This window comes from Variovorax sp. V118 (assembly GCF_041154445.1).
Classification (GTDB): Bacteria; Pseudomonadota; Gammaproteobacteria; order Burkholderiales; family Burkholderiaceae_C; genus Variovorax; species Variovorax boronicumulans.
Map to the genome: position 1 here is coordinate 6,237,750 of NZ_AP028663.1, position 25,975 is coordinate 6,263,724.

The window sequence follows — 25,975 nt, forward strand, 5'->3', positions numbered from 1 at the left end:
TCAGGAGAAGATCACCTGCGCGTCGGTGTACTCCTTCAGCCCTTCTTCCGCGAACTCCACGCCGAGCCCCGAGCCCTTCACACCGCCGAAGGGCGCGTTGGGCTGGATGGCGCCGTGCTTGTTGATCCACACCGAGCCGCATTCCAGGCGTGACGCGATGCGCTTGGCGTGCTCGATGTCCTTGGACCACACGGAACCGCCGAGGCCGTTTTCGCTGTCGTTGGCGGCGCGGATGGCCTCTTCCACATCGGTGTAGCGGATGACGGGCAGCGCGGGCCCGAACTGTTCTTCGTCGACCAGCGCATCGCCGTTCTTCAGGCCCGCCACGATCGTCGCAGGGAAGAACAGGCCCTCGCCCGGTTCGCCGCCCGTGAGCACCTGGCCCTTCTTTTTCGCGTCGGCCACGAGCCGCGCGACCTTGTCGAACTGCATGCGGTTCTGCACCGGGCCGAGCACGTTCTTCTCGTCCATGCCGTCGCCCATCGGCACCTGCTTCGCGAAGGCCGCGAGGTGCTCGCACACCTCGTCGTGGATGCTGGTGTGCACGTACAGGCGCTTCATGGCCGCGCAGGTCTGGCCGTTGTTGAGGAACGCGCCCCAGAACAGGCCTTCGGCAATGGCCTTGGGGTCGGCATCGGGCAGCACGATGCCGGCGTCGTTGCCGCCGAGCTCGAGCGTGAGCCGCTTCATGGTGCTGGCGGCCGACTGCATCACCTTCTTGCCGGTGGCGCAGGAGCCGGTGAACACGATCTTGCGGATGACGGGGTCGCTCGCCATGTCGGCGCCGAGGTTGGACGTGCGGTCGTCGCAGCTCACGCTGTTGACCACGCCTTCGGGCAGCACCTCGTTGAGCAGCTCCACGAAGCGTAGCGTGGCCAGCGGCGTGTACGGCGAGGGCTTGATGACGACCGTGTTGCCCGTGCGCAGCGCCGGCAGCACGTGCCACACGGCGATCAGCACGGGAAAGTTCCACGGCGTGATCGAGCCGACCACGCCCACGGGCTTGCGGAAGATCTCGACGTGGCCCTGCGCGTTGTCCTGCAGCACGCGCGGCGGCAGCGACAGCGCCGCGGTGGCGCCGGCCCAGGCCGCGGCGCCGCCCAGCTCCCAGCGCGAGCCCAGGCCGTTGAGCGGCTTGCCCTGCTCCAGCGTGAGCAGGCGCGCGAGCTCTTCGGCGTGCGCGCCGATCTTCTCGGTGACGGCGCGGCAGGCGGCGGCCAGTTCGTCGTCGGACTTTCGCGACCAGCTCGTGAAGGCTTTCTGCGCGGCGGCCACGGCGGCGGCGAGGTCGTCGCGCGAACCGTTCGGCGCGGTGCCGATCACCTGGCCGTTGGCGGGGTTGCGCACTTCGAAGGAGGCCGTGCCTGGCACCGCGCGACCACCGATCGTCATTCTTGTCTCTTGCATTGCTTTGTCCTGGTTGGGTTGACGCTGGCGCGCGCCGCCGCAGGGCGGGCGCGCCAGGTCACTGTAGGAAAAGCAGGGGCCGGCGTCTTGGAGCCAGGCGTCAGCGAATGGACTCAGGCGTCAGTGCGTCAGTGCGTCAGGGGTCCAAGCGCCAGGCGCCCCGGCGGCACGCCGTAGCGCTTGCGGAACTCGCGGTAGAAGAACGACAGGTCGTTGAAGCCGCAGTCGTAGGCGACCTGTGCGATGGCCGGCGCGGGGCCGCCCTGCCGGGCCGCCGCGTCGAGCGCGGCACGCGCCGCCGCCAGCCGCGTGTCGAGGATGTGGCGGCTCGGCGAAACGCCCAGCGCCTCGAAGGCCCGCTGCAGCAGCCGCGGCGATACACCCAGGTGCCGCGCCAGTTCGCCCGCGTGGAAGGCCGGATCGTGGAACTGCAGCGCCACGTGGTCCATCGCGCGGCGCAGCACGCCCTCGCCGGCGTTGCGCGACAGCAGCGCGGGCGCCTGCCGCGCACGCTCGACCAGCACCGAGCCGAACACGCCGAGAAAGGCCTCGACCAGGTGCGCGTCGTCGGACTGCCCGCTGTCGAGCAGGCGCGCGAGGATGGCGCGCATCGCGAAGCCCAGCGCGTCGCCGCGCCGCACGCACACGCCGCCCTGCAGCGCGGGGCCGAAGCGTGCGAGCATGTCGGCGCGCGGCAGGTGCACCGACACCTGCTGCGAGCTGGCGCCGTCGTAGACGAACTCCGAGGGCCGCGCCGAATCGATCAGCACGATGTCGCCGGCCTGCACCGCGATCTGCTGCGCGCCCTGGCACATGAGCGCGCCGCCGTGGTCCTGGAACACGAGGAAGAAATGCTCGCGGTCGTCGCGCCGGATGGCCTGCGCGTCGCGGTGCACGCGCTGCAGGTTCTGGCCGATGAGCGCCACGTCGACACCGCCGGCACGCCGCACCTCGATGCCGCCCGAGACGGTCTGCTGGCGCGGCATGGGCACGGGGGTGAAGTTGCCGCACACGGCCTGCAGGCGCGGGCCGACGAGCTCGAACGGCATCTCGGCGCGCATCCGCGGCGTCAGCGGGCCGCCGCTCAGGTGCGCGGGCGAATCGAAGAAAGAAGCGCTCACAGAGGGTGTCTCCTTGCAGGGCGCCGGGCCAGCGCTCAGTCCTCGTCCATGACCCGCGAGCGGCCGAACCAGAAGCCGAGCACCAGGCCGACCGTGCCGGCACCGATGCCGCCCCACAGGCTCAGGAAAGTGTAGACGTTGTAGCGCCCCGGATGCTGCGCGAGCGCACTCGCCAGTGCGGGTTCGCTCAGGCCGCCGAGCCCGCGCGCGGCGGCGTAGTCGAAGCCCGCGGCGCCCAGGAAATGCGGTGCCACGAGGATCGGCAGCGCCGTGAAGAACGGAAACCACGCGCCGCGCATCCGGCGCCAGCGCATGAAGATCGCCGCGACGAGCAGCACCGCGCCGACCGCGACGGTGCCGAGCGCGAAGGGCTGGCGCGCGAGCGGCAGCAGCCAGGGCCAGATCCACGGCAGCGGGTACAGCGGCCACTCGGCGCGCGGCGCCAGCCCACCCGGTCGCGCGACGACCGACCAGCCCAGCGTGTCGAGGCCGCTGAACACCAGCGCCGACACGCAGGCCACGGCCGCGACAAGCAGGCACACGCTGCGAAACGGGGACGCGCTGCCCTGCAGGAAGCCGGGCGACGGCTCGGGCGGCAACGCCGGCGACCGGGGCCAGCCCGACTGCCAGTGCCGCACGACGATCGACGTCGGCACCGGCGGCGGTGCCAGGTCACCGCGCACCAGCCAGTCGATGAACAAGATGCCGACCGCGAACGCCATGACCGCCGTGAGCCATGCACAGACGCCCGGCATGTCGACGAAGCCGGCCGGCGTCAGCATCGGCAGCTGGCCGTAGGCCACGCCCGCGAAGCCGTAGAGCCAGATGATCGGCACCGACAAGGCCATGGCCGTGTGCATCAGCACGGCGTCGGTTTCGGCCGACTCGTGGCGCAGCGCCTGCGCGCGCGACCACGCCTCGCGCCAACTCACTTCGCCAGGGCTTTCAGTGCCATCTTGATGCCGTCGCTCACGCTCGCATCCTTCGGCAGCGCCTTCAGCGCGAGCGCGGCTTCCTTGTCGCTGTAGCCCAGCGCCACCAGCGCCTGCAGGATGTCGGCCTGCGCGTCGGAGGCGGCATGCGCCGGCAGGCCGATGTCGGCGCCCAGCTTGCCCTTGAGCTCCAGCAGCAGCCGCTCGGCGGTCTTCTTGCCGATGCCCGGGATCTTCACGAGCCGGCCCAGCTCCTGCGTGGTGATGGCCTGCGCCAGCTCGCCCACGCTCATGCCCGAGAGCAGGCCCAGCGCGGTGCGCGGGCCCACGCCGGTGATCTTGATGAGCTGGCGGAAGGCCGCCCGCTCCTCGGCGGTGCCGAAGCCGTAGAGAATCTGCGCGTCCTCGCGCACGACGAAGTGCGTGAGCAGCGACACCTTCGCGCCGACGTTGGGCAGGTTGTAGAACGTGCTCATCGGCACGTCGACCTCGTAGCCGACGCCGTTGCAGTCCACCACCACCTGCGGGGGGTTGCGCTCTGCGAGCGTGCCGGTCAGTTTGCCTATCATGGGTGCCCTTTTTCCTTGAAATGTCCGGCGTGATTCTGCGACACACCTTTACCCCCCTGAACAATTCGCGCCTCGGCCACCTGTGCGGCCCGCTGGATGCGCACCTGCGCCGCATCGAGGACGCCCTGGGCGTGAAGATCGCGCACCGCCACGAGCAGTTCAAGGTCGACGGCCCCAAGGCCCCGGCGCAGCGCGCCATGGAGGTGCTGCAGGCGCTGTACGAGATCGCCCAGCGCGCCATCGACCCGGCCGTGGTGCAGCTCACGCTGGCCGGCGACGGCTCGATGAGCGACGAGGACGCGGCCATGCTCGTCACGCGCCGCGCCGACCTGCGCGCGCGCACGCCCACGCAGGCGCTGTACCTGGACAACATCGCCAAGCACGACATCACCTTCGGCATCGGCCCGGCCGGCACCGGCAAGACCTACCTGGCGGTGGCTTGCGCGGTCGATGCGCTGGAGCGCGCGGCGGTGCAGCGCATCGTGCTCACGCGCCCTGCCGTGGAAGCGGGCGAGCGCCTGGGCTTCCTGCCGGGCGACCTGACGCAGAAGGTCGACCCCTACCTGCGCCCGCTGTACGACGCGCTGTACGACCTCATGGGCTACGAGAAGGTGCAGAAGGCCTTCGAACGCAACGTGCTCGAGATTGCGCCGCTGGCCTTCATGCGCGGGCGCACGCTGAACAACGCCTTCGTGATCCTCGACGAGGCGCAGAACACCTCGGTGGAGCAGATGAAGATGTTCCTCACGCGCATCGGCTTCGGCGCCAAGGCGGTGGTGACGGGCGACGTGAGCCAGATCGACCTGCCCAAGCAGCAGCTGAGCGGCCTGATCGACGCCGAGCGCGTGCTCAAGCGCGTGGCCGGCATCGCGACCACGCACTTCACGAGCGCCGACGTGGTGCGCCACCCGCTGGTGGCGAAGATCGTCGATGCCTACGACGGGCAGCGCAAGCGCTCGGGAGGCCACTGACATGGCGGCCTCTCTGCTTCCGGCCCTGTCGCTGTCGCTGCAGTTCGGGCGCTTCAAGGGCGTGGAGCGCCACCGCGCCGCGCTGCCGCGCCACAGCGTGAACCGCTGGATTCGCCATGCGCTGGACATCGACGGCGAGATCACCGTGCGCATCGTCGATGCCGAAGAAGGCCAGCGCCTGAACCGCGAATTCCGCGGCAAGGACTACGCGACCAACGTGCTCACCTTCGACTATGCGCAGGGCCCGGTCGTGATGGCCGACCTGGTGCTGTGCGCGCCCGTGGTGGCACGCGAGGCCAAGGAAAACCGCAAGACGCTCGCCGCGCACTACGCGCACCTGCTGGTGCACGGCACGCTGCACGCGCAGGGCTGGGACCACGAGACCAGCGAAGCCGACGCGGACGAGATGGAAGCGTACGAAATCGAGATCCTCGCGGGCCTGGGCATCCGCAGCCCGTACGGGCGCTGAGCGGAGGCCGCGTCAGTGTCGGACACCGATCCCTGGTTGCCGCGCTGGCTGCCGCTGCTGCGCGAATGTGCCGGCGACGAGCCGGTGCTCGAATTGGGCTGCGCAGCGGGTCGCGACACCGCCACGCTGGTCGATGCCGGACTGCGGGTGGTGGCGGTCGAGCTGTCGTCCGACGCCTTGGCGCAGGCGCGGCAACGCGTGCCGACAGGCGCCGAGTTCCACTGCGGCGATTTCCGCGAGGCGTGGCCGCTGGCGGAGGGCGCCACGGTCGGCGCCGTGCTCGCGAGCCTGTCGCTGCACTACTTCGCGTGGGACGAGACGCTGGCGCTGGTGCGGCGCATCCACCGCGTGCTGCGGCCGGGTGGCGTGCTGCTGTGCCGCCTCAATTCGGTCAACGACCTGCACCACGGCGCGCGCGGCCCGTCGGCCAGCGGGCGGGACGAAGATGTCTTCTACACGGTGGACGGCATTCCCAAGCGCTTCTTCGACCGCGCCGCGGTCGAGCGGCTGTTTGCCGACGGCTGGCAGCTGCAGCACCTCGAGGAGGTGCGCGTGCTGCGCTACGACGAACCGAAGGTGGCGTGGGAGGCCGTGCTTCGGCCTACGCAGTCATCTGCAGCGGGATCGTGACCGGCCCGTCGTTCAGCAGGTGCACCTGCATGTCGGCGCCGAATTCGCCGGTCGCCACCACCGGGTGCGCGCCGCGCGCCTGCGCCACGAAGTACTCGTAGAGCCGGCGGCCCTCGTCGGGCGGCGCCGCGAGCGTGAAGCTGGGGCGGTTGCCGCCGCTCACGTCGGCGGCCAGCGTGAACTGGCTCACGACCAGCAAGCCCCCGCCGATGTCCTGCACGCTGCGGTTCATCTTGCCGGCCTCGTCCGAGAAGATGCGCAGCTTGAGGATCTTGGCGAGCAGGCGGTCGGCCACGCTGTCGCCGTCGCCGCGTTCGGCGCACAGCAGCACCAGCAGGCCGGCCTCGATGGCGCCGACGGTCTGGCCCGCGATGTCGACGCGGGCGTGGGCGACGCGCTGGAGCACGGCTTTCATGAATGGTGGTCCTCGAGTCGGGTGGCGCGCGCTTCCATGGTGAGCGGCAGCAGTTGGATGGTCACGCGCAGGCCGGGCACGGCGTCCATCAGGGCCTGCTCCAGTTCGTCGCGCAGGTTGGCGGCGCGCTGCAGGGTCCAGTCGCCGGGCACGTGCATGTGCAGGTCGGCAAAGCGGCGCTGGCCGGCGCCGCGCGTCACCATGTCGTCGAAGCGCAGGCGGTCGCCCTCGGCATGGTTGGCGGCGAAGGCGTCGAGCGTGGCGCGCACGGTGGCGAGCGTCTCGGCGTCGAGCGCTTCGTCCATCAGGCCCTGCGAGGAGCGCCACACGAGCTTGAAGCCCTCGCGCACGATGTTGAGCGCCACGCCGATGGCGATCAGCGGGTCGAGCCAGAGCCAGCCGCTGAAATGCACGGCCACGATGCCGACCAGCACGCCGACCGAGGTCCACACGTCGGTCATCAGGTGGCGCCCGTCGGCCTCCAGCGCGATGGAGCGGTGCGCGCGCGCCGCCCGGAACAGCACGAATGCCAGGGCCGCGTTGAAGCCCGAGCTGATCACCGACAGCGCCAAGCCCCAGCCCAACTGCTCCAGCGGCTGCGGCGACAGCAGCCGCAGCACCGACACCCACAGGATGGCGACGGCGGCAGCCACGATCAGCAGGCCCTCGAAGCCGGACGAGAAGTACTCGGCCTTGTGGTGGCCGTAGGGATGGTCCTCGTCGGCCGGGCGCTCGGCGATGGTCACCATGGCCAGCGCGAACATCGCGCTGGCGAGGTTGACGCAGGACTCCATGGCGTCCGAAATCAGGCCCATCGAGTTCGTCAGGTAGCCGGCCCATCCCTTCAGGAGGATGGTGATCAGGGCCACCGCGACAGAGACGCGAAGCAGCGTTTTAGGGGTCAACGTCATGCAGAAAGAACAAGATCAGGTAAAAAGGGCCTGTGCAGGCGGGCATTACGTCGCAGGAATCGGCTGAATTATCAGCCGCGTGACCATATGTAACGCCTTCGCCTTAATATTTGCGCTCATTGCGAAGCAATCAGTCACAGAGAGGCAAATGATGAAGAAATTTTTGACCGCCGCCCTCGGGCTCGCCATCGTCGGCGCAGCCACCCTGGCCCAGGCCCAGGCGCCCGCCGCAGCGCCCGCAGCAGCAGCCGCGCCCCAGCAGGCCGGGTTCGTGAAGACGGTGCGCGGCAACGTCCAGCTGCTCGACAGCGCCGGCGCCACGCGCACGGCCGCTCCCGGCGACGCGCTGGGCGCGGTCGACCGCATCGTGACCGGCCCGGACTCGTCGGCGGCCGTCGTGCTGCGCGACAACACCACGCTGATGGTCGGCCCGTCCTCGCGCATGGACCTGAAGGAATTCCACTTCGACGGCACCACCCGCGACGGCGGCATGCTCGTGTCGCTGCTGCGCGGCTCGATGCGCATGATCACCGGCCTCATCGGCAAGACCAACCCCGACGCCGTGCGCGTCGAAACCCAGACCGCCACCATCGGCATTCGGGGCACGGACTTCATCGTGCAGACCGACGGCCAACCCTGAAAAGATGCAGACACCGCCACGCCGCTCCCCCCTTCTTCCCGCGACCGCGCTGGTCGCCCTTTTGTTGGCCGCCTGCTCCTCGCCGGGCACGCGCGTGGTGCTCCTGCCCCAGGCTGACGGCACGCCCTCCGCCGTGGTGGTGCGTGCCAAGGACGGCGAAGAAGTGCTTTCCAAGCCCTACCAGCGCGCCACGGCCGCGGTGGGCGCGAGCGGTGCGCCGGTGGTCGACCAGGCCGACGCGGCCAAGGTCCAGGCCGAGAACAAGCCCCTGTTCGACATGCGCCCGCCGCTTCCGCAGCGCTACACGGTGTTCTTCGAGGTGGGCACCACCACGCTGACGGCGGCGTCGCAGCAGATCATGACCGAGGCGCTGGCCGCCGCGCTGGCCCGCAGCGGCGGCGACATCGTGGTGACCGGCCACACCGACACCAAGGGGGCCGGCGAGCAGAACGACCAGCTGTCGCGCCGCCGCGCGCAGGAAGTGGTGCAGCTGTTCGTGGAGCGCCAGTTTCCGGCGAACCGCATCGAGGCCGTCGGCCGCGGCGAACGCGACCTGGCCGTGCCGACCGCCGACGAGGTGGACGAGCCGCGCAACCGGCGCGTGACCATCGAGGTCCGCTGACCCCGCCGCCCTGCCCCCATTGAAAAAGGCCCCGAAGGGCCTTTTTTTGCGATCAGCTCAGGGTCACCCGCGCAAACTTGCGCTTGCCGACCTGCACCACGTAGCTGCCCGCGGGCAGCTTCAGGCCCTTGTCAGACACCACGACCGAGTCGATGCGCACGCCGCCGCCGTCGATCAGGCGGTTGCCCTCGCCCGACGACGACGCCAGGTTGGCCTGCTTGAGCAGCTGGCCGATGCCCAGCGGGGCACCGCTGAGCGCCACCTCGGGAATCTCGTCGGGCACGCCGCCCTTGCTGCGGTTGATGAAGTCCTGCTCCGCCGCATCGGCCGCCGCCGCGCTGTGGAAGCGCGAGGTGATTTCCTTGGCCAGCGCCACCTTGGCGTCCTTCGGGTTGCGGCCGGCCGCGATCTCGGCCTTCAGCGCCTCGATCTGCGCCACCGACTGGAAGCTCAGCAGCGTGTACCAGCGCCACATCAGCGTGTCGGAGATCGACAGCACCTTGGCGAACATGCTGTTGGCGTCTTCGCTGATGCCGATGTAGTTGCCCTTGCTCTTGGACATCTTCTCGACGCCATCGAGCCCTTCGAGCAGCGGCATAGTAAGTATGCACTGCGGCTCCTGGCCGTATTCCTGCTGGAGATGGCGGCCGACGAGCAGGTTGAATTTCTGGTCGGTACCGCCCAGTTCGAGGTCGCTCTGCAGCGCCACCGAGTCGTAGCCCTGCATCAGCGGGTACAGGAACTCGTGCACCGAGATCGACTGGCCGGCCTTGAAGCGCTTGTTGAAGTCGTCGCGCTCCATCATGCGCGCCACCGTGTACTTGGCCGCCAGCTGGATCATGCCGCGCGCGCCCAGCGGGTCGCTCCACTCGGAGTTGTAGCGGATCTCGGTCTTGGACTCGTCCAGCACCAGCTTGGCCTGGGCGAAGTAGGTCTCGGCGTTGGCGCGGATCTGCTCGGCCGTGAGCGGCGGGCGGGTGCTGTTGCGGCCCGAGGGGTCGCCGATCAGGGAAGTGAAGTCGCCGATCAGGAAGATCACGCGGTGCCCCAGGTCCTGGAGCTGGCGCATCTTGTTGAGCACCACCGTATGTCCGATATGAATATCCGGTGCGGTCGGGTCCAGGCCCAGCTTGATGCGCAGCGGCTTGCCGCTGGCTTCCGCCTTCTGGAGCTTCTTGACCCACTCGTCCTGGGGCAGCAGCTCGTCAGCGCCACGGAGGGATATTTCGAGGGCTTGTCTTACACCATCGGAGAGGCTGGTGGATGTAACAGATTCGGCGTTCATGGGCTTTTTTGGCGGTTTTTCCGGTGGCCGAAGCTATACTCAGCCCGACTTTTCAAGCGCCGGATTCTAAGCGGCGCTTTTTTCCGCACCGTCTCCTGCCGCCCTGAACGCACTGGGCCTTGCAGCACGGACCTGCAGAACCTGAGTTGGAATCCACAGTTTGATCAACGGCATCCTTGCCGCCGAGGAGCTTCTCGCTTCCCGCGTGGCGTACACATTCCGGACGTACCCCAAGCAGATCACCGCAGCGATCGCTGCGATGCTGCTCAGCGCCGGCACCCTCGCGGTCGCCTCGCTCGGTCCCGACGCGTCCGACCTCCCCATCCAGCAAGTGCTCGAAGCCACCGCGCCGGTGTCTTTCGCCGACCAGTCGGCGTCGCTCGAGAACTTCAGCTTCACGCTGTTCCGCACCGACGTCTCGCGCTCCAGCGACACGGCCGAGGCGCTGATGAAGCGCCTGGGCATCTCCGACCCCGCCGCCACCGCCTTCGTGCGCGGCAACGCCGAGGCGCGCATGGCGCTGTTCGCGCGCGTGGGCCGCACCGTGACGGCCGAAGCCACGCAGGAAAACCAGCTGCAGAAGCTGAGCGCCCGCTGGATTCCCGACGCCGATGGCGGCTTCAAGCGTTTCGTCGTCGAGCGCACGCCCACCGGTTTTGTCGCCCGCACCGAGCGCGACATGCTGACGCCGGGCACGCGCCTGGCCAGCGGCACCATCCGCAGCTCGCTGTTCGCCGCCACCGACGACTCGCGCATTCCCGACGCGGTGGCGAGCCAGCTGGCCGACATCTTCGCGGGCGACGTCGACGTGCGCTCGCTGCGCAAGGGCGACCGCTTCGCCGTGGTCTACGAGACCTTCGAAGCCGACGGCCAGGCGCTGCGCAGCGGCCGCGTGCTCTCGGCCGAGTTCGAGAACAACGGCAAGGTCCACCAGGCCGTCTGGTTCCAGCCCCCGGGCGCGGGCCAGAAGGGCAGCTACTACCGCCCGAACGGCGACAGCCTGCGCAAGGCCTACCTGGCTTCGCCGGTCGAGTTCTCGCGCGTGTCCAGCGGTTTCGCGATGCGCATGCACCCGATCCTGAACAGCTGGCGCCAGCACAACGGCATCGACTACGCGGCGCCCACGGGCACCGCGGTGCGCACGGTCGGTGATGGCACGGTCGATTTCGCCGGCACGCAAAGCGGCTACGGCAACATCGTCATCATCAACCACCGCAACAACCAGCAGACGGCCTACGCCCACCTGAGCCGCATCAACGTGAAGGCCGGCGAGAGCGTGAGCCAGGGCCAGACCATCGGCGCCGTCGGCTCCACCGGCTGGGCCACCGGCCCGCACCTGCACTTCGAATACCGCGTCGGCGGGGCCTACCAGGACCCGACCACGATCGCGCAGGAAGGCGGCGCACCGATCACCGCCGCCCTGCGTCCGGCCTTCGAACGCATCGCCGTGGGCGCCCGCACCGAGCTGGCCGCCGCCTTCTCGGTGATCCAGGCCAGCGCCGACTGAGCCTCGCTCCCCTGGGCATGGCCGCCGCACCGCAGCCGCCGCAGCAACGCTTCATCGGCCTGATGTCGGGCACCTCGCTCGACGGGGTCGACGGCGTCATCGCCGATTTCTCCGACGACGGCCACCTCGCGGTGATCGGCCACGCCAGCGCCGACTTTCCCGCCCCGCTGCGCGCCGAGCTGCTGGCGCTCAACACCCCCGGCGACAACGAACTGCACCGCGCGGCCCTGGCCGGCAACGGCCTGGCGCGGGTGTATGCCGACGTGGTCGCGCAGTTGCTGGCCCGCACCGGCACCGCCCCGACAGCCGTCGCCGCCATCGGCGCCCACGGCCAGACCGTGCGCCACCGGCCGCTCGAGTTCGACGGCACGGGCTACACGCTGCAGGTCAACAACCCCTCGCTGCTGGCCGAACTGAGCGGCATCGACGTGGTCGCCGACTTCCGCAGCCGCGACCTCGCGGCCGGCGGCCAGGGCGCCCCGCTGGTGCCGGCCTTTCACCAGGCCCTGTTCGCCCAGCCCGACGCGCCCGTCGCCGTGCTGAACCTCGGCGGCATCTCCAACCTGAGCCTGCTGCCCGCCACGAGCGCGCCAGCGGGCACCGCCCCCCTGCTGGGCTTCGATTGCGGCCCCGCCAACGCACTGATGGACCACTGGTGCCAGCGCCACCTCGGCCAGCCCTTCGACCAAGGCGGCCAGTGGGCAGCCAGCGGGCGCGTGCTGCCCGAGCTGCTGGCCCGGCTGCAGGCCGAGCCGTATTTCGCCAAGGCGCCGCCGAAGAGCACGGGGCGCGATTTATTCCACCCGGACTGGCTGGCCGGCCACCTGGGCACGGCCGCCTGGGCGCCTGTCGACGTGCAGGCCACGCTGGCCGAACTCACCGCCAGCACCTGCGCGGCAGCGCTGCGAAGCTATCAAAAAGAGAGCGCCTTGCTGATCGTCTGCGGCGGCGGTGCGCTCAACGACCACCTCATGGCGCGCCTGCGCGCCCTGCTGCCCGGCGTGCAGGTGCAGGCGTCGTCGGAACACGGCCTGCCGCCCCAGCAGGTCGAGGCGGCCGCCTTTGCGTGGCTGGCCCGGCGCACCGTCCGGCGCGAACCCGGCAACCTCGCGAGCGTGACCGGCGCGCGCGGGGCGCGGGTGCTCGGCGCGATCTACCCCGCCTGATCTGCGTCAGCCCTGGCCGGAGACTTCCGGCTGCGCAGGCTGTGCCGCCCGCACTTCTGCCGGCAGATGCCAGAAGATCAGCGCCGAAGCCACCGTGATGAGCCCCATGGTCGCGAACGTGGCCTGGAACGCATCGAGCGTCTGCATCGCCGTGGCCGTGCCGAACACGCCGTTGTAGCCCGCCAGCACGGCGCCGGCCGCGGCCACGCCCAGGCTCATCGCCAGCATCTGCACCATCGACAGCAGGCTGTTGCCGCTGCTGGCCATGCCGCCGTCGAGGTCCTTCAGGGTGATGGTGTTCATGGCCGTGAACTGCAGCGAGTTGACCGCGCCGAACACCAGCAGCTGCAGCAGGTGCAGCGGCACCGGCTGCCCCGGCGCCGTGAGGCCGAAGCTGGCCATGGTGCAGCCCACCAGCACCGTGTTGGCCACCAGCACGCGGCGGTAGCCGTGGCGCGTGATCAGCGGCGTGGCAAAGCGCTTCATCGCCATGCCGGCCAGCGCGACCGGCAGCATCATCAGCCCGGCGCGCACCGGCGAATAGCCCATCGACACCTGCAGCAGCAGCGGCACCAGGAAGGGCATGCAGCTGCTGCCCAGGCGCGAGAACAGGTTGCCCAGCAGGCCGATGCTCAGCGTCGGGATGCCGAACAGCGCGGGCGAGAACAGCGGCTCGGGCGTGCGCGCCGCGTGCAGCCAGTAGGCGACCACGCTGGCGAAGCCGAAGATCAGCACCGCCATCACCCCGCCCTGGCGCAGCCCGAGCCCCGACACGCCGTCGACCGCCAGCGAGATCGCCACCATGCCGAAGGCCAGCAGCGCGTAGCCCACGCCGTCGAAGCGCTTCTGGAGGGCGCCGCGCAGGTCCGGCATGTAGCGCAGCGTGGCGATGCAGCCGGCCAGCCCCACCGGCACGTTGATGAGGAAGATCCAGTGCCAGGAGGCGTACTGCACCAGCCAGCCGCCCAGCGTGGGCCCCAGCAGCGGCCCGATGAGCCCCGGAATGGCCACGAAGCTCATCGCCTGCAGGAACTCGCCGCGCGGCACCGTGCGCAGCAGCGCCAGGCGCCCCACAGGCAGCAGCAGCGCCCCGCCCAGGCCCTGCACCACCCGCGCCGCCACGAGCTGCCCCAGCCCCTGCGAGAGCGCGCACAGCACCGAGCCGGCCGCGAACAGCACGATGGCGCAGAAGAAGACGCGCCGCGTGCCGAAGCGGTCGGCGATCCAGCCCGAGGCCGGGATCAGCATCGCCATCGTGAGCGCGTAGGCCACCACCACCGACTGCATGCGCAGCGGGCTCTCGCCCAGGCTGGCGGCCATGGCGGGCAGCGCCGTGTTGATGATGGTGGCGTCCAGCGTCTGCATGAAAAAGCCCACGGCCACGAGCCACAGCAGGCTCTTGCGGGCGGGATCGACGGGGACGGCGGTTTCGGGGCTCATCGGGAAGGCGTGGACTCGGAAAAACGACAGGCAGCAAAAAACCGCCCGGAGGCGGCTTTTTCGAGGGGGCTGGTCAGCAGCATCCAGGCATCAGGCCGAGAAGCTGGAACCGCAGCCGCAGGTGCTGGTGGCGTTCGGGTTCTTGATGACGAACTGGGCGCCCTGCAGATCTTCCTTGTAGTCGATCTCGGCGCCGAGCAGGTACTGGTAGCTCATGGCGTCGATCAGCAGCGACACACCGTTCTTGGTCATGGTGGTGTCGTCTTCGTTGGTGATCTCGTCGAAGGTGAAACCGTACTGGAAGCCCGAGCACCCGCCACCCTGCACGAACACGCGCAGCTTCAGGTCGGGATTGCCCTCTTCGGCAATCAGGTCGGCGACCTTGGCGGCCGCGCTGTCGGTGAAGACGATCGGCTCGGGCATCTGGGTCTGGATGTTTTCGGCAACAGCGCTCATGGGGTGAAACTCCTTGGGGGGCCGCTTGGGCGGCCAATGGGACGGATGCTACTGCAATGCCGCATTTTCGGCAGGCCGACTGTGGCGAGCACCCATCGCAAGTGGGGTCGGGCGCCGCATCCACCAGGGGCACCTGGGGGACGCGGCCACGAAAAAGCCGCCCGAGGGCGGCTTCTTGTCTCGCAACGAGCAGGGGATCAGCGCTTGCTGAACTGCTTGCGGCGACGGGCGGAGTGCAGACCGACCTTCTTACGCTCGACTTCACGTGCGTCACGCGTCACGAAGCCGGCTTGGCTCAGGACGGGCTTCAGCGAAGCGTCGTAGTCGATCAGGGCACGGGTGATGCCGTGGCGCGTGGCGCCGGCTTGACCCGATTCGCCGCCGCCGTTCACGTTGACCATCACGTCGAAAGCTTCGAGGTTGTTGGTCAGCGCCAGGGGCTGCTTGGCGATCATGATCGAGGTTTCACGGCCGAAGAACGCTTGGATGTCCTTGCCGTTGACCGTGATCTTGCCGGTGCCTTTTTTCAGAAACACGCGGGCGACGCTGGATTTGCGACGGCCGGTGCCATTGTTCCATTCACCAATCATTCTCAAGGCTCCTTACAGTTCCAGCACTTTGGGCTGTTGGGCGGTATGCGGGTGCTCAGCACCACCGTACACCTTGAGTTTCTTGATCATCGCGTAACCAAGCGGGCCCTTGGGCAGCATGCCCTTGACAGCCTTTTCCAGGGCGCGGCCCGGGTGCTTGTTCTGCATGTCGCGGAAGTTCGTCGCCGTGATACCGCCCGGGTAGCCCGAGTGACGGTAGTACACCTTGTCGATCGACTTGGCGCCGGTGACGCGCAGTTGCGCGGCGTTGATGATGACGATGTAGTCACCGGTATCGACGTGAGGCGTGTAAATGGCCTTGTGTTTGCCGCGCAAACGGAGAGCAACTTCGCTGGCTACTCGTCCGAGGACCTTGTCGGTCGCGTCAATCACAAACCACTCGTGCGTCACGTCAGCGGGCTTGGCGCTGAACGTTTTGGTCATGAGTTTTTCTCTTGAAAGAGGGTTTGGCGAGCCCTTTTCCACGGTCGGCGTTCCTCTGATGGGAATCTCTTAGGTGGGTTTTCACGCCTTCCGCCCAATGAAAGGGCAGCTGGCATGCCTTCGCCGCGGGGCTACAAAAACGCTGCGAAGCCCGCGATTATATGAAGAAATGGCCAAACGGCCAATTTCCGGGCTTCCGGGGGCCTCAGCGCTGGATGCGGACGAGTTCCAGGCTCTCGTTGGTCACGCTGGCATAGGCGCGCCGGTGCCTGGCCTCGAACTGGACGATCCGCTTCAGGTCGGGGCTGTACAGGACGGCCACCTTGAACGGCGTGCCGGTCAGGGCGGCGCCCGTGCCAGCGGAGGCGTAGATCCAGCCTTCATAGCTGATGCGCACCACATTGAGCTCCACGCCGTCCACGCGCACCGTGTGTTCAGCGCCCACCGAGGCATTGAGTTCATGCCGCAGCCGGTCGTCGGTGGTCGTCACGTAGTCCAGGTGCCAGCGCATGCCGGGCTGGACCTCGTCCTTCGGCGCCCAGCCGCCCGGCGGCGACGCGCTGTCGTACATGCCGCCAATCGGCGACGTGATCGACACCACCTGCCCGTTGGTCTTCTCGATCCGGCTGCCCGCGTTGAACGACACCTCGTCGCCGTTGACCCGGTCCACCCGATAGATCACCGGCATGCGGTTGCCCGTCAGCCGGTCGGTGCGCACGTACTCGAGCGCGTCGCCGGCGCGCAGCGGCTCCGCCAGCGCCACGCCGGCGCTGCGGCGGGCGCCGCCTTCGGGCTCACGCGCCCGCGCCGCCAGCTGCGCCTGGGCGCGGGCCGGCAGTTCCGCCAGGAACTCGGCCGGCATCGCGAAATTCAGGTTGCCGCCGTCGCGGGCAGAGAAGGTGGTGATGCCCAGCAGGCGGCCGTCGCTGTCGAACAGCCCGCCGCCGCTCGACCCGGGGGCGATGGCGGCCGTGGTCTGCAGCAGCCGCGCCTCGCCGTCGCCACCGCGCAGGCCCGACAACAGGCCTTCGCTGAGCGTGTTTTCCAGCCCGCGCGGGTTGCCGATGGCGTACACGCGCTGCCCCACCCGCGCACCGCCGGCGGGCGCCAGGGTCACCGGGGTTGCCGTGAAGTTGGCGACCTTGATCTGGCACAGGTCGCGCCCCGGGTCCGGGTATTCGAGCGTGGCGCCGTAGGTGACGTTGTCGCGCTTGACCACGAAATTGCTGGCCTTGGCGAGCACGTGGCAGTTGGTGACGAGGCGACCGGGCGCGATCACCACGGCGCTGCCGGCGCGCAGCGGGCGCTCCTGCGCATCGAAGGTGCGCACGGCCCAGACGCTGCCCGTCAGCTTGGCGAACAGGGCATCGGGCTCCAGCGCGGCGGCCTGGCCGGCGGCCAGCAAGGCGCCCGCGGCGCACAGCCACGGCGCGGCGTTCTTCCAGATCGGCTTCACGGCTTGGCGGGCAGCAGGCCGCGCAGGTCGTCCATCGAGACGCGGGCGTCGGGTGCGGCGGGCGGCGCCGCAGGTGCGGGGCGCACCGGAGCGGGCGGTGCAACCGCCACGGGAGGCGGCGGTGGCGCGACCACGGCCGGCGCGGGCGCGGGCGCAGGCACAGGCGCTGCCACGGCCGTCTTCGGCGCCGGCGCGGCCGCCATCTCGGTCGTGCCGATCTTCATGCCGGCCGTCGCTTCGTCGCCGGTCTGCGCGCTGCGGTCGAAGCTGCGCACCTCGCCGAAGATCAGCTGGATCCAGCTCGGGTAGTTGAAGCCCGCGCCGGTGCCGGTGTCGATCGCCACGCCGACCAGGCCGCCGATCATCACGTTGCCGACCAGGCCCACGTTGACGCGCGAAATCGCCTGGCCGCGGGCCGGCGGCAGGCCGGACTGGGTGCATTCGATGTTCAGGTTCTCGCCCGAGCGCCGCACCGGCAGGGTCAGGCCCGAGCGCACCACCGCATCATTGCGGTCGTTGGAGACCCGGCAGCGGGCGCCGTCGACCACCTTGCCCTCGGGCGACAGGGTCTCGACCTTCACGTTCTGCGTGGTGCCGTGGGTCACGGAGGCGCAGCCCGTCAAAATAGACAAAACACCCGCGCCGACGCACAGGCCCCAAAATCGCCATCCGGCTCCTCGCATTGCTGCCCCTCGTTGTGTTTTGTAAATCAATGTAGCGCCGCGCGAGTCTAGCGCTCCCCTTTCCACTTTTTCAGGCCTCATTCCATGTTCAGTTACCGCCACGCGTTCCATGCCGGCAACCACGCCGACGTGCTCAAGCACACGGTCCTGATTGCCACCCTCGACCACCTGCTTGAAAAAGACGCCGCGCTGACCGTCGTCGACACCCACGCCGGCGCCGGCCTGTACCGGCTCGACGGCGACTACGCCGGCACCAGCGGCGAGGCGGCCGACGGCGTGCTGCGCTTCTTCGCCGAACCGGAAAAAGCCCCCGCCACGCCCGCCCCCGCCGCCAAGTCGGCGGGCAAGAAGCCCGCAGCCCCCGCCGAAGACAAGCCGGTCGCCGAAGCCATCGCCCGCTACCTGAGCGTGATCCACGACTTCAACCCCAAGGGCGGCGCGCGCGTCTACCCCGGCTCGCCGTTCATCGTGCAGCACCTGCTGCGCGACCACGACAAGCTCAAGCTGTTCGAGCTGCACCCGACCGACGCCCGCACGCTGGACGCCAACATCGCCCAGCTCGAGGCCGGCCGCCGCATCGCCGTGCTGCGCGACGACGGCTTCGGCAGCGCCACCAAGTTCCTGCCGCCGCCCTCGCGCCGCGCGCTGGTGCTGATGGACCCGAGCTACGAAATGAAGACCGACTACGGCCGCGTGCTCGACTTCGCGGCCGAGGCGCTCAAGCGCTTCGCCACCGGCACGTATGCCGTCTGGTATCCGATCATTCCGCGCCCCGAGGCGCACGACCTGCCGCGCCGCCTGAAGACGATGGCGACCAAGGCCGGCAAGCCGTGGCTGCACGCCACGCTGACGGTCAAGTCGAGCAAGATCACGAAGGACGCCGCCTCGGGCGAAACGCAGCGCCCGGGCCTGCCGGCGAGCGGGATGTTCCTGATCAACCCGCCCTACACGCTGAAGGCACAACTGGCCGAGGCGCTGCCGCAGCTGGCCGAGCGCCTGGCCCAGGACCGTAACGCCGCCTACTCGCTCGAGAGCGGCGGCTGAGGCCGGCCGCTCAGCGGCGCTTGCGCGGCGGCACGAGCACCCGCTTGCGCGCAGGGGCCGGCGCACGCACGCGCGACGTCGGCGCCTCGGGCAACAGCGCGGGCTGCAGATCTTCCGCCGCCACGGCCTGGCCGCCGCAGCGCATGCCCTCGCGGTCGATGACCGACAGCGCCACCTGCTTGATGCCCATGCTCGTGAGGCCGATGCGGTCGGCCGCGGCGCGGCTCAGGTCGATGATGCGGCCCGGCGTGAAGGGCCCGCGGTCGTTGACGCGCACCAGCACCTCGCTGCCGTTGACCAGGCTGCGCACGCACACGCGCGTGTTGAAGGGCAGCGTCTTGTGGGCCGCCGTCATGGCGCCCATGTCGAAGCGCTCGCCGTTGGCGGTCTTGCGCTGGTGGAACTGGATGCCGTACCACGACGCGCCACCACGCTCGAAGATCTCGCGCGGCTCATCGCCGGGCACGCCATCGTCGAGCGATTCGCCGGTGCCCGACACCGCGAGGTCGTAGCGCACCGACGGCACGGCCGAGCGCGGGGCGGCACCGGGCGGCACGGCCAGGCCGCGTCCCAGCGGCTGCAGCCGCTTGCCGGACGCCGCCGGCGCGGCGGCGGTGTCCGCGTCTTTCTCCTGCGTGGCAGGCGGCATGGTGCACCCTGCGAGCACGCAGGAGACCGCGACGGCGACCGCGCGCAGCCCTCTCAATCCAGGCGCTCCAGAATGGCCAGCGTGGCCGCCGACTGGTTCATCGTGTAGAAGTGGATCGCGGGTGCGCCGCCCGCTTGCAGGCGCTCGCACAGGTCGGTCACCACGTCCAGGCCGAAGGCCTTGATGGAGGCCGTGTCGTCGCCGAAGCCCTGCAGCCGCAGGCGGATCCAGCGCGGGATCTCGGCGCCGCACGCGTCCGAAAAACGCATGAGCTGCGTCGAGCTGGTGATGGGCATGATGCCCGGCACGATCGGCGTGTCGAGCCCCAGCTTGCGCGCGTCGTCGACGAAGCGGAAGTAGGCCTCAGGGCTGAAGAAATACTGCGTGATGGCCGAGTCGGCCCCCGCCTTCACCTTGGTCGCGAAGGCCTGCAGGTCGGCTTCGGGCGAGCGCGCCTGCGGATGCACTTCGGGGTAGCAGGCCACCTCGATGTGGAAGTCGCGGCCGGTCTCCTCGCGGATGAAGGCGACCAGGTCGCTCGCGTACTGGAACTCGCCGCCGATGCCGTAGCCGCTGGGCAGGTCGCCGCGCAGCGCCACCAGGCGCTTCACGCCCATGGCCTTCAGCTCGGCCAGTTGCTCGCGCACGGTGGCGCGCGTGGCGCCGATGCACGAGAAGTGGCTCGCGGCATCCACGCCCTCGGCCAGGATCTCCTGCACCGCACCGAAGGTGCCCTGGTGCGTGGAGCCGCCCGCGCCGTACGTGACGGAGCAGAACTGCGGCTTGCGCACATAGAGCTGCTGGCGCACGGCGCGCAGCTTGACCGCGCCTTCGGGCGTCTTGGTCGGGAAGAATTCGAAACTCAGCGGAAGGCGCACCTGCGTCTCCTTAGGAACCGTCGCCCGCCTTGGCAGCAGCACGAACGGCATGAATGAAAAACTCGCGGTTGCCGTCGCCCCCGGCGATCGGGCTGTCGAACCAGCGCAGCACCTTCAGCTCGAGCGCCGCGCAGGCGTCGTGCAGGCGCTTCTCGACCACAGCGTACATCGCCTCGTCGCGCACGATGCCGCCCTTGCCGACCTGGCCGGGCTGCAGTTCGAACTGCGGCTTGACCAGCATCAGCAACTGGCCGTCGTCGGCCAGGAACTGCACCACGGCCGGCAGCACCAGCGTGAGCGAGATGAAGGACAGGTCGCCGACGATGAGGTCGAAGCGCGGCTCGGCCGGGGCTTCGACAGCTTCGAGCGCCTCACCCACCTCGTCGTCCTCGCCATCGTCCACCTGCAGATCGGCCGGCGACAACGCCCGCGCATTGACGCCTTCGATGGCGACCACGCGCTCGTCCTCGCGCATGCGCGCATGCAGCTGCCCGTGGCCCACGTCGACGCCCACCACCTTGGCGGCGCCATGCTGCAGCAGGCAGTCGGTGAAGCCGCCGGTCGACTGGCCGACGTCCAGGCAGAGCTTGCCGGTCGGGTCCACGCCGCTGGTCTTCAGCGCGCCTTCGAGCTTGAGGCCGCCGCGCGACACATAGCGTGCCTCGGCGGCGTCGGCGAGCTCGAGCTCGGCCGACTCGGGCACTTCGTCCTTGTTCTTGGCGACGTTGCGCCACGCGTCGCTCGTGCCCGCGTCACGCCAGCGCATGCCGCCGGCGATGAGCCGCACGGCCTGCGAACGCGACGCGGCCATGCCGCGTTCTACCAACAGTTGATCGGCGCGCACGCGGATCAATAGCGGTAGGTGTCCGGCTTGTAAGGGCCGTTCTTGTCCACGCCGATGTAGGCGGCTTGCGAGTCGGTCAGCTCGGTGAGCATGGCGCCGACCTTCTTCAGGTGCAGGCGCGCAACCTTCTCGTCCAGGTGCTTGGGCAGCACGTAGACCTTGCCGGCCTGGTAGGCGTCGGGCTTGGTGAACAGCTCGATCTGGGCGATGGTCTGGTTGGCGAACGACGACGACATCACGAAGCTCGGGTGGCCCGTGCCGCAGCCCAGGTTCACCAGGCGGCCCTTGGCCAGCAGGATGATCTTCTTGCCGTCCGGGAAGGTGATGTGGTCGACCTGCGGCTTGATCTCTTCCCACTCGTACTTCTCGATCGACGCGACGTCGATCTCGTTGTCGAAGTGGCCGATGTTGCAGACGATGGCCTGGTCCTTCATGGCGGCCATGTGCTCGTGGCGGATCACGTCGCGGTTGCCGGTGGTGGTCACGAAGATGTCGGCCTTGTCGGCGGCGTACTCCATGGTCACGACCTTGTAGCCTTCCATGGCGGCCTGCAGGGCGTTGATGGGGTCGATTTCGGTGACCCACACCTGCGCCGACAGTGCACGCAGGGCCTGGGCCGAGCCCTTGCCCACGTCGCCGTAGCCGGCCACGCAGGCCACCTTGCCGGCGATCATCACGTCGGTCGCGCGCTTGATGCCGTCCACCAGCGATTCGCGGCAGCCGTACAGGTTGTCGAACTTGCTCTTGGTGACCGAGTCGTTCACGTTGATGGCGCGGAACAGCAGCGTGCCCTTGGCGCTCATCTCGTTCAGGCGGTGCACGCCGGTGGTCGTCTCTTCGGTCACGCCGATGATCTCGGCCGACTTGCGGGTGTACCAGGTGTCGTCCACGGCCAGCTTGGCCTTGATGGCGGCGTACAGAATGCGTTCTTCTTCGCTGGTCGGGTTGGCGAGCACGCCCAGGTCTTTTTCAGCGCGCTGGCCCAGGTGCATGAGCAGCGTGGCGTCGCCGCCGTCGTCCAGGATCATGTTCGGGCCTTCGCCCTTCGAGCCCTTGGGACCGAAGTCGAAGATGGCGTGGGTGTAGTCCCAGTAGTCCTTCAGCGACTCGCCCTTGATGGCGAACACCGGCGTGCCGGCGGCGGCGATGGCGGCGGCGGCGTGGTCCTGCGTCGAGAAGATGTTGCACGAGGCCCAGCGCACTTCGGCGCCCAGGGCTTGCAGCGTCTCGATCAGCACGGCCGTCTGGATGGTCATGTGCAGCGAGCCCGTGATGCGCGCGCCCTTCAGGGCCTGGCCCTTCGAGAACTCTTCACGGATGGCCATCAGGCCGGGCATCTCGGTTTCGGCGATCTTGATTTCCTTGCGGCCCCAGGCGGCAAGGGACAGGTCGGCAATCGCCTGGTCGGCGGTCGAGACGGGGGTGGGCTTGAGTACAGCGCTCATGTGAACTCCAAAACTGGTTTGAAAGATGCCACTGCGTACGGGGAAGAAAGACTCACCGCGAGAACAGCGGGTGAGCGTGGTTGCGATGTGGTCCGAGCCTCACGCCTGACGGCGCTGCAACGCTCCTCGGAGCGCCGGATTGTAGTCGCGGCCGCCCGGCCCGCCAATCGACCGGGGCATCCCACATCACGGAAAGCGCGGGCGCCCGCCAGGCCGGGCCGCGCGGCGCGGGCCACCCCGGGAAACTCCGCAGGCAAATCCGCGCTTGGAGCGCCCTGAGCCGCGCCGGCCCGGCGTATCGTGGCGGCGGGCCCCGGCCGCCCGGCCGCTGCCTGCATCCACCCGTTCGATTGTTTTCATCACCCGACACAGGAGATTCCGCACCATGGCCACTGCCAAGAAAGCCGCCGCGAAAAAAACCACCGCCAGCAGCGCCGGCGCGAAGCAGGCGGCGCCGTCCGCCGCGGACATGCTCGATCCGATGAAGAACCTCAAGGGCATGGCCGAGCGCCTGCAGAACCTGAACCTGACCGGCGGCGCCGGCAAGCTGCTCGACAGCGGCCGCAAGGACCTGCAGGCGCTGATGCAGGCCAACGAGAAGTCCTACCAGGGCCTGCAGACCGTGGTGCAGCGACAGACCGAGATGATCAAGACGGCAATCGCCGAATGGCAGACCGCCGCCAAGGCGATGCCCGGCAAGGACCCGAAGGAAAACCTCGCAAAGCTCGACGAGCTGGGCCGCCAGTCGTTCCAGCGCGCCGTCGACGACATCAAGGAGCTGGCCACCCTGGCCGCCAAGTCGCAGGCCGACGCCTTCGACGTGGTGCGCCAGCGCATCCAGGCCAACGTGGACGAGGTCACGAAGCTGCTGCAGCGCAAGTAACAAGAAGAAAAGAAAGGCCCGCATGACCGCCGTCGCGCCCCGCACCGAACGGCGCACCCGCGCCAACGGCATCGAACTGGCCTGGGACAGCTTCGGCGACCCCGAGGCGCCGCCGCTGTTGCTGGTCATGGGCCTCGGCGCCCAGATGGTCGCCTGGGACGACGCGTTCTGCGCCGCCCTGGCGCAGGCCGGCGGCCACCATGTGATCCGCTTCGACAACCGCGACATCGGCCACTCCACCCACCTGCCGCACGCCGGCCTGCCCGACATCCAGGCGCTGATGCTGCAGGCCATGGCGGGGCGGCCGCTGCAGGTGCCCTACACGCTGCGCGACATGGCCGACGACTGTGCCGGCCTGCTCGACGCGCTGGGCATCGCGCGCGCCCACGTCGTGGGCGCGTCGATGGGCGGCGCCATCGGGCAGGAGATGGCCATCCACCACCCGGGCCGGATGCGCTCGCTCACCAGCATCATGTCGAGCACCGGCGACCCGGCCCTGCCGCCGCCCACGCCCGAGGCGCTGGCGGTGCTGTTCGCGCCCGCGCCGACCAGCTTCGAGGCCTACCTGCCGCACCACGCCAAGCTGTGGCGCGTGCTGCGCGGCCCCGACGCCTTTCCGCTCGACGAGGCACGCGACGCCGAACGCGCGCAACTGGCCTTCCTGCGCGGCCTCAACCCGGGCGGCGTGGCGCGGCAGCTGGCGGCCGTGTTTGCGTCGGGCAACCGCAAGCCGGCATTGCGCGCGGTGCAGGTGCCCACGCTGGTGATCCACGGCGACGTCGATCCGCTGGTGCCCGTGGCCTGCGGCATCGACGTGGCCGAGGCCATTCCCGGCGCGACGCTGCTGCGCATTCCGCGCATGGGCCATGCGCTGCCGATCGCGATGTGGCCGCAGATCATCGAGGCCATCGCCGCGCACACCGCACGGGCGGCGCGGCGCGACGATCACTGAAAAGAAAAAAGAGACAACGACAAACCCAGACGGAGGTGTTTTTCATGAGCCAGTTTCCGTCCCTCGATCCCATGGCCCTGTGGCGCGAGCTCACGGCCCAGTGGGAAAAAAGCACCAACGAATTCGCCAACGAAGCCATGGCCTCGGACCCGTTCCGCCAGGGCATGCACGGCGGCATGAACGCCTCGCTCACCGCACAGAAGGCGGTGGGCGACCTGATGGCGCGCTACCTCACGCTGCTGAACCTGCCCACGCGCGCCGACCTGCAGGCGCTGGGCGAGCAGCTGCACCGCATCGACGACCACCTGGCGGGCATCCGGCGCGCGCTGGAAGGCGGGGCCGGGCCTGCCGCGCGGACTGCCGACGCAGCCACCGCCCCGCCCCGGCCACGTCGCACCAAGCAGCCGCCTGCAGCGGCGGCAGCGCCTGCACCGGCAGCCAAGGCCGCCGCCCCGAAGAAACGCCCCGCCGGAAAGCGCCGCCCATGAGCGCGCCGCCCGACACCTTCCAGCTGCCCGACATCCGCGGCGAGATCGAACGCACGATCCAGCGCAACATCAAGGGGCTGGACTTCCTGACCTCGACCGCGCCTGCCGTCGGCCTCACGCCCAAGGACGAGATCCACCGGCGCGGCACGCTGAGCCTGTACCACTACCGCCCGATGGTCGACGAGATCTACCGCGTGCCGGTGCTCATGGTGATGGCCACCACCAACCGCGCCTACATCTTCGACCTCGCGCCGGGCCAGAGCATGGTCGAGTACCTGCTGCTCAAGGGCTACGACGTCTACGTGATGGACTGGAACGCGCCGCGCCCCGACGAGAAGCGCCTGCGCATCGAGGACTACGTGCTCGACTTCATTCCCGATTCGATCCGCCGCGTGCAGGAAGACTCGGGCGAAGAAGATGTGACCATCGCCGGCTACTGCATGGGCGGCGTGCTCTCCACGCTGTATGCGGCGCTGCACCCCGGCGGGCCGATGAAGAACCTCGCGCTCTTCACCACGCCGATCGACTTCAGCCGCATGAAGCTCTTTCATGCGTGGTCCGACCGGCGCTACTTCGACGTCGACCGCCTCATCGACACCGTGGGCAACGTGCCGCCCGAGATGCTGTTCGCCTCCTTCGACATGCTGCGCCCCGCCGGGCGCGGTGCCGGGCTGGTGCAGCTGTGGGACAACATGGCCAACGACGAGTTCGTCAAGTCGTACCGCATGTTCGACCGCTGGGGCGCCGAGATGCTGCCGCTGGCCGGCGAGTACTTCCGCCAGACGGTGAAGGAACTCATATGGGACAACAAGCTGCACAAGGGCGAGCTGGTGCTCGGCGGGCGCCCCGTGCTGCTGAAGAACATCACCGTGCCGGTGCTGCACGCGCTCGCGCAACACGACCACATCGTGCCCTACGAGGCGGGCCAGCCGCTGATCGCCGGCATCGGCTCCACCGACAAGGAAGAGGTGGTGCTCAAGGGCGGCCACGTGAGCCTGGCGGCCGGCACCAACGCCGTGCGGCGGCTGTGGCCCAAGCTCGACGAGTGGCTGGGCGTGCGCTCCACCTGACGAAGACA

General features: G+C 69.3%; 29 protein-coding genes and 1 riboswitch. Of the genes, 12 read left to right on the forward strand and 17 right to left on the reverse strand.

What is annotated here, in order from left to right:
• From ACAM52_RS29010 to ruvA, 4 genes are all read right to left on the reverse strand, one after another.
• Complete coding sequence (locus tag ACAM52_RS29010) at window positions 1–1,407, reverse strand: aldehyde dehydrogenase family protein (RefSeq protein WP_369645275.1); 1,407 nt, start codon at window positions 1,405–1,407, stop codon at window positions 1–3.
• Window positions 1,408–1,535: 128 nt separating this feature from the next.
• Window positions 1,536–2,528, reverse strand: a complete 993-nt coding sequence (locus ACAM52_RS29015; protein ID WP_369645276.1) for a helix-turn-helix domain-containing protein — start codon at window positions 2,526–2,528, stop codon at window positions 1,536–1,538.
• Window positions 2,529–2,563: 35 nt separating this feature from the next.
• Entirely contained in the window at window positions 2,564–3,460 is an 897-nt protein-coding gene (locus ACAM52_RS29020) for a hypothetical protein (protein WP_369645277.1), read from the reverse strand.
• Complete coding sequence (ruvA, locus tag ACAM52_RS29025) at window positions 3,457–4,029, reverse strand: Holliday junction branch migration protein RuvA (protein ID WP_056577514.1); 573 nt, start codon at window positions 4,027–4,029, stop codon at window positions 3,457–3,459. Before ruvA ends, ACAM52_RS29020 begins: the two co-directional genes overlap by 4 nt.
• A 20-nt stretch (window positions 4,030–4,049) precedes the next feature.
• Between ruvA and ACAM52_RS29030 the strand changes: the two genes are divergently transcribed.
• Genes ACAM52_RS29030 through ACAM52_RS29040 form a run of 3 tightly spaced genes read left to right on the forward strand, consistent with a single transcriptional unit; the run spans window position 4,050 to window position 6,099 of the window.
• Window positions 4,050–5,000 (forward strand): PhoH family protein, encoded by a 951-nt coding sequence (locus ACAM52_RS29030; RefSeq protein WP_172438305.1) that lies wholly within the window; start codon window positions 4,050–4,052, stop codon window positions 4,998–5,000.
• Between the two features lies 1 nt (window position 5,001).
• Entirely contained in the window at window positions 5,002–5,469 is a 468-nt protein-coding gene (gene ybeY / locus ACAM52_RS29035) for an rRNA maturation RNase YbeY (protein WP_062479245.1), read from the forward strand.
• Between the two features lie 15 nt (window positions 5,470–5,484).
• Window positions 5,485–6,099 carry a class I SAM-dependent methyltransferase gene (locus ACAM52_RS29040; RefSeq protein WP_369645278.1) on the forward strand — a complete coding sequence of 205 codons (615 nt, stop codon included), beginning with the start codon at window positions 5,485–5,487 and terminating at the stop codon, window positions 6,097–6,099.
• Here ACAM52_RS29040 and dtd read toward each other — a convergent pair.
• Window positions 6,071–6,514, reverse strand: coding sequence for a D-aminoacyl-tRNA deacylase (dtd, locus tag ACAM52_RS29045; protein ID WP_062479238.1), 444 nt, complete (start codon window positions 6,512–6,514; stop codon window positions 6,071–6,073). The genes ACAM52_RS29040 and dtd overlap by 29 nt on opposite strands.
• The gene (locus ACAM52_RS29050; protein ID WP_062479235.1) at window positions 6,511–7,425 is read right to left on the reverse strand and encodes a cation diffusion facilitator family transporter; all 915 of its coding nucleotides are present in this window, start codon (window positions 7,423–7,425) and stop codon (window positions 6,511–6,513) included. The genes dtd and ACAM52_RS29050 overlap by 4 nt, the downstream gene beginning before the upstream one ends.
• Window positions 7,426–7,576: 151 nt before the next feature.
• Between ACAM52_RS29050 and ACAM52_RS29055 the strand changes: the two genes are divergently transcribed.
• Both ACAM52_RS29055 and ACAM52_RS29060 read left to right on the forward strand, forming a co-directional pair.
• Window positions 7,577–8,065 carry a FecR domain-containing protein gene (locus ACAM52_RS29055; protein WP_307584325.1) on the forward strand — a complete coding sequence of 163 codons (489 nt, stop codon included), beginning with the start codon at window positions 7,577–7,579 and terminating at the stop codon, window positions 8,063–8,065.
• A gap of 4 nt (window positions 8,066–8,069) precedes the next feature.
• On the forward strand, window positions 8,070–8,687 hold the full coding sequence (locus ACAM52_RS29060; protein WP_062479230.1) for an OmpA family protein: 618 nt from the start codon (window positions 8,070–8,072) through the stop codon (window positions 8,685–8,687).
• 52 nt (window positions 8,688–8,739) lie between these two features.
• Here ACAM52_RS29060 and tyrS read toward each other — a convergent pair whose 3' ends face one another.
• Window positions 8,740–9,972 carry a tyrosine--tRNA ligase gene (tyrS, locus tag ACAM52_RS29065; RefSeq protein ID WP_369645279.1) on the reverse strand — a complete coding sequence of 411 codons (1,233 nt, stop codon included), beginning with the start codon at window positions 9,970–9,972 and terminating at the stop codon, window positions 8,740–8,742.
• Between the two features lie 160 nt (window positions 9,973–10,132).
• Between tyrS and ACAM52_RS29070 the strand changes: the two genes are divergently transcribed.
• Together ACAM52_RS29070 and ACAM52_RS29075 are read left to right on the forward strand one after the other, a co-directional pair.
• Window positions 10,133–11,479 carry a M23 family metallopeptidase gene (locus tag ACAM52_RS29070; RefSeq protein WP_062479224.1) on the forward strand — a complete coding sequence of 449 codons (1,347 nt, stop codon included), beginning with the start codon at window positions 10,133–10,135 and terminating at the stop codon, window positions 11,477–11,479.
• A gap of 17 nt (window positions 11,480–11,496) precedes the next feature.
• Entirely contained in the window at window positions 11,497–12,645 is a 1,149-nt protein-coding gene (locus tag ACAM52_RS29075; RefSeq protein ID WP_369645280.1) for an anhydro-N-acetylmuramic acid kinase, read from the forward strand.
• A gap of 6 nt (window positions 12,646–12,651) precedes the next feature.
• On the opposite strand, the gene mdtD is transcribed toward ACAM52_RS29075, so the two are convergent.
• The 6 genes from mdtD to ACAM52_RS29105 all read right to left on the reverse strand — a co-directional run bounded on the left by mdtD (window position 12,652) and on the right by ACAM52_RS29105 (window position 17,636).
• Window positions 12,652–14,085: a multidrug transporter subunit MdtD gene (mdtD, locus tag ACAM52_RS29080; protein WP_369645281.1), complete on the reverse strand. Its 1,434-nt coding sequence runs from the start codon at window positions 14,083–14,085 to the stop codon at window positions 12,652–12,654.
• A 90-nt stretch (window positions 14,086–14,175) separates the two neighbouring features.
• Window positions 14,176–14,541 carry an iron-sulfur cluster insertion protein ErpA gene (gene erpA, locus ACAM52_RS29085; RefSeq protein WP_056577477.1) on the reverse strand — a complete coding sequence of 122 codons (366 nt, stop codon included), beginning with the start codon at window positions 14,539–14,541 and terminating at the stop codon, window positions 14,176–14,178.
• Window positions 14,542–14,738: 197 nt separating this feature from the next.
• The gene (rpsI, locus tag ACAM52_RS29090; RefSeq protein ID WP_062479216.1) at window positions 14,739–15,131 is read right to left on the reverse strand and encodes a 30S ribosomal protein S9; all 393 of its coding nucleotides are present in this window, start codon (window positions 15,129–15,131) and stop codon (window positions 14,739–14,741) included.
• Between the two features lie 12 nt (window positions 15,132–15,143).
• Window positions 15,144–15,575 carry a 50S ribosomal protein L13 gene (gene rplM, locus ACAM52_RS29095; protein ID WP_062479213.1) on the reverse strand — a complete coding sequence of 144 codons (432 nt, stop codon included), beginning with the start codon at window positions 15,573–15,575 and terminating at the stop codon, window positions 15,144–15,146.
• 205 nt (window positions 15,576–15,780) lie between these two features.
• The gene (locus ACAM52_RS29100; RefSeq protein ID WP_369645282.1) at window positions 15,781–17,031 is read right to left on the reverse strand and encodes a S1C family serine protease; all 1,251 of its coding nucleotides are present in this window, start codon (window positions 17,029–17,031) and stop codon (window positions 15,781–15,783) included.
• A complete protein-coding gene (locus ACAM52_RS29105; RefSeq protein WP_369645283.1) occupies window positions 17,028–17,636 on the reverse strand; it encodes a hypothetical protein in 609 nt (202 codons plus the stop codon). The genes ACAM52_RS29100 and ACAM52_RS29105 overlap by 4 nt, the downstream gene beginning before the upstream one ends.
• Before the next feature lie 162 nt (window positions 17,637–17,798).
• Here ACAM52_RS29105 and ACAM52_RS29110 point away from each other — a divergent pair, with 162 nt between their 5' ends.
• Complete coding sequence (locus ACAM52_RS29110) at window positions 17,799–18,758, forward strand: 23S rRNA (adenine(2030)-N(6))-methyltransferase RlmJ (protein WP_062482365.1); 960 nt, start codon at window positions 17,799–17,801, stop codon at window positions 18,756–18,758.
• Window positions 18,759–18,768: 10 nt separating this feature from the next.
• On the opposite strand, the gene ACAM52_RS29115 is transcribed toward ACAM52_RS29110, so the two are convergent.
• Genes ACAM52_RS29115 through ahcY form a run of 4 tightly spaced genes read right to left on the reverse strand, consistent with a single transcriptional unit; the run spans window position 18,769 to window position 22,574 of the window.
• Window positions 18,769–19,407, reverse strand: a complete 639-nt coding sequence (locus ACAM52_RS29115) for a septal ring lytic transglycosylase RlpA family protein (RefSeq protein WP_062482362.1) — start codon at window positions 19,405–19,407, stop codon at window positions 18,769–18,771.
• A 53-nt stretch (window positions 19,408–19,460) separates the two neighbouring features.
• Window positions 19,461–20,285 (reverse strand): methylenetetrahydrofolate reductase [NAD(P)H], encoded by an 825-nt coding sequence (gene metF / locus ACAM52_RS29120; RefSeq protein WP_369645284.1) that lies wholly within the window; start codon window positions 20,283–20,285, stop codon window positions 19,461–19,463.
• Between the two features lie 10 nt (window positions 20,286–20,295).
• Entirely contained in the window at window positions 20,296–21,129 is an 834-nt protein-coding gene (locus tag ACAM52_RS29125; RefSeq protein ID WP_369645285.1) for a TlyA family RNA methyltransferase, read from the reverse strand.
• Window positions 21,130–21,134: 5 nt separating this feature from the next.
• Window positions 21,135–22,574 carry an adenosylhomocysteinase gene (gene ahcY, locus ACAM52_RS29130; protein ID WP_070062885.1) on the reverse strand — a complete coding sequence of 480 codons (1,440 nt, stop codon included), beginning with the start codon at window positions 22,572–22,574 and terminating at the stop codon, window positions 21,135–21,137.
• Between the two features lie 65 nt (window positions 22,575–22,639).
• Window positions 22,640–22,708: riboswitch (S-adenosyl-L-homocysteine riboswitch) on the reverse strand.
• 251 nt (window positions 22,709–22,959) lie between these two features.
• On the opposite strand from ahcY, the gene phaP reads away from it, so the two are divergent.
• From phaP to ACAM52_RS29150, 4 genes are read left to right on the forward strand one after another with little or no spacing between them, the layout of a single operon-like run.
• On the forward strand, window positions 22,960–23,457 hold the full coding sequence (gene phaP, locus ACAM52_RS29135) for a TIGR01841 family phasin (RefSeq protein ID WP_062482351.1): 498 nt from the start codon (window positions 22,960–22,962) through the stop codon (window positions 23,455–23,457).
• A 22-nt stretch (window positions 23,458–23,479) separates the two neighbouring features.
• Complete coding sequence (locus ACAM52_RS29140) at window positions 23,480–24,409, forward strand: alpha/beta fold hydrolase (protein ID WP_369645286.1); 930 nt, start codon at window positions 23,480–23,482, stop codon at window positions 24,407–24,409.
• Window positions 24,410–24,453: 44 nt separating this feature from the next.
• Window positions 24,454–24,897 (forward strand): hypothetical protein, encoded by a 444-nt coding sequence (locus ACAM52_RS29145; RefSeq protein ID WP_307584317.1) that lies wholly within the window; start codon window positions 24,454–24,456, stop codon window positions 24,895–24,897.
• On the forward strand, window positions 24,894–25,967 hold the full coding sequence (locus tag ACAM52_RS29150; RefSeq protein ID WP_369645287.1) for an alpha/beta fold hydrolase: 1,074 nt from the start codon (window positions 24,894–24,896) through the stop codon (window positions 25,965–25,967). The genes ACAM52_RS29145 and ACAM52_RS29150 overlap by 4 nt, the downstream gene beginning before the upstream one ends.
• Window positions 25,968–25,975 lie beyond the last annotated feature (8 nt).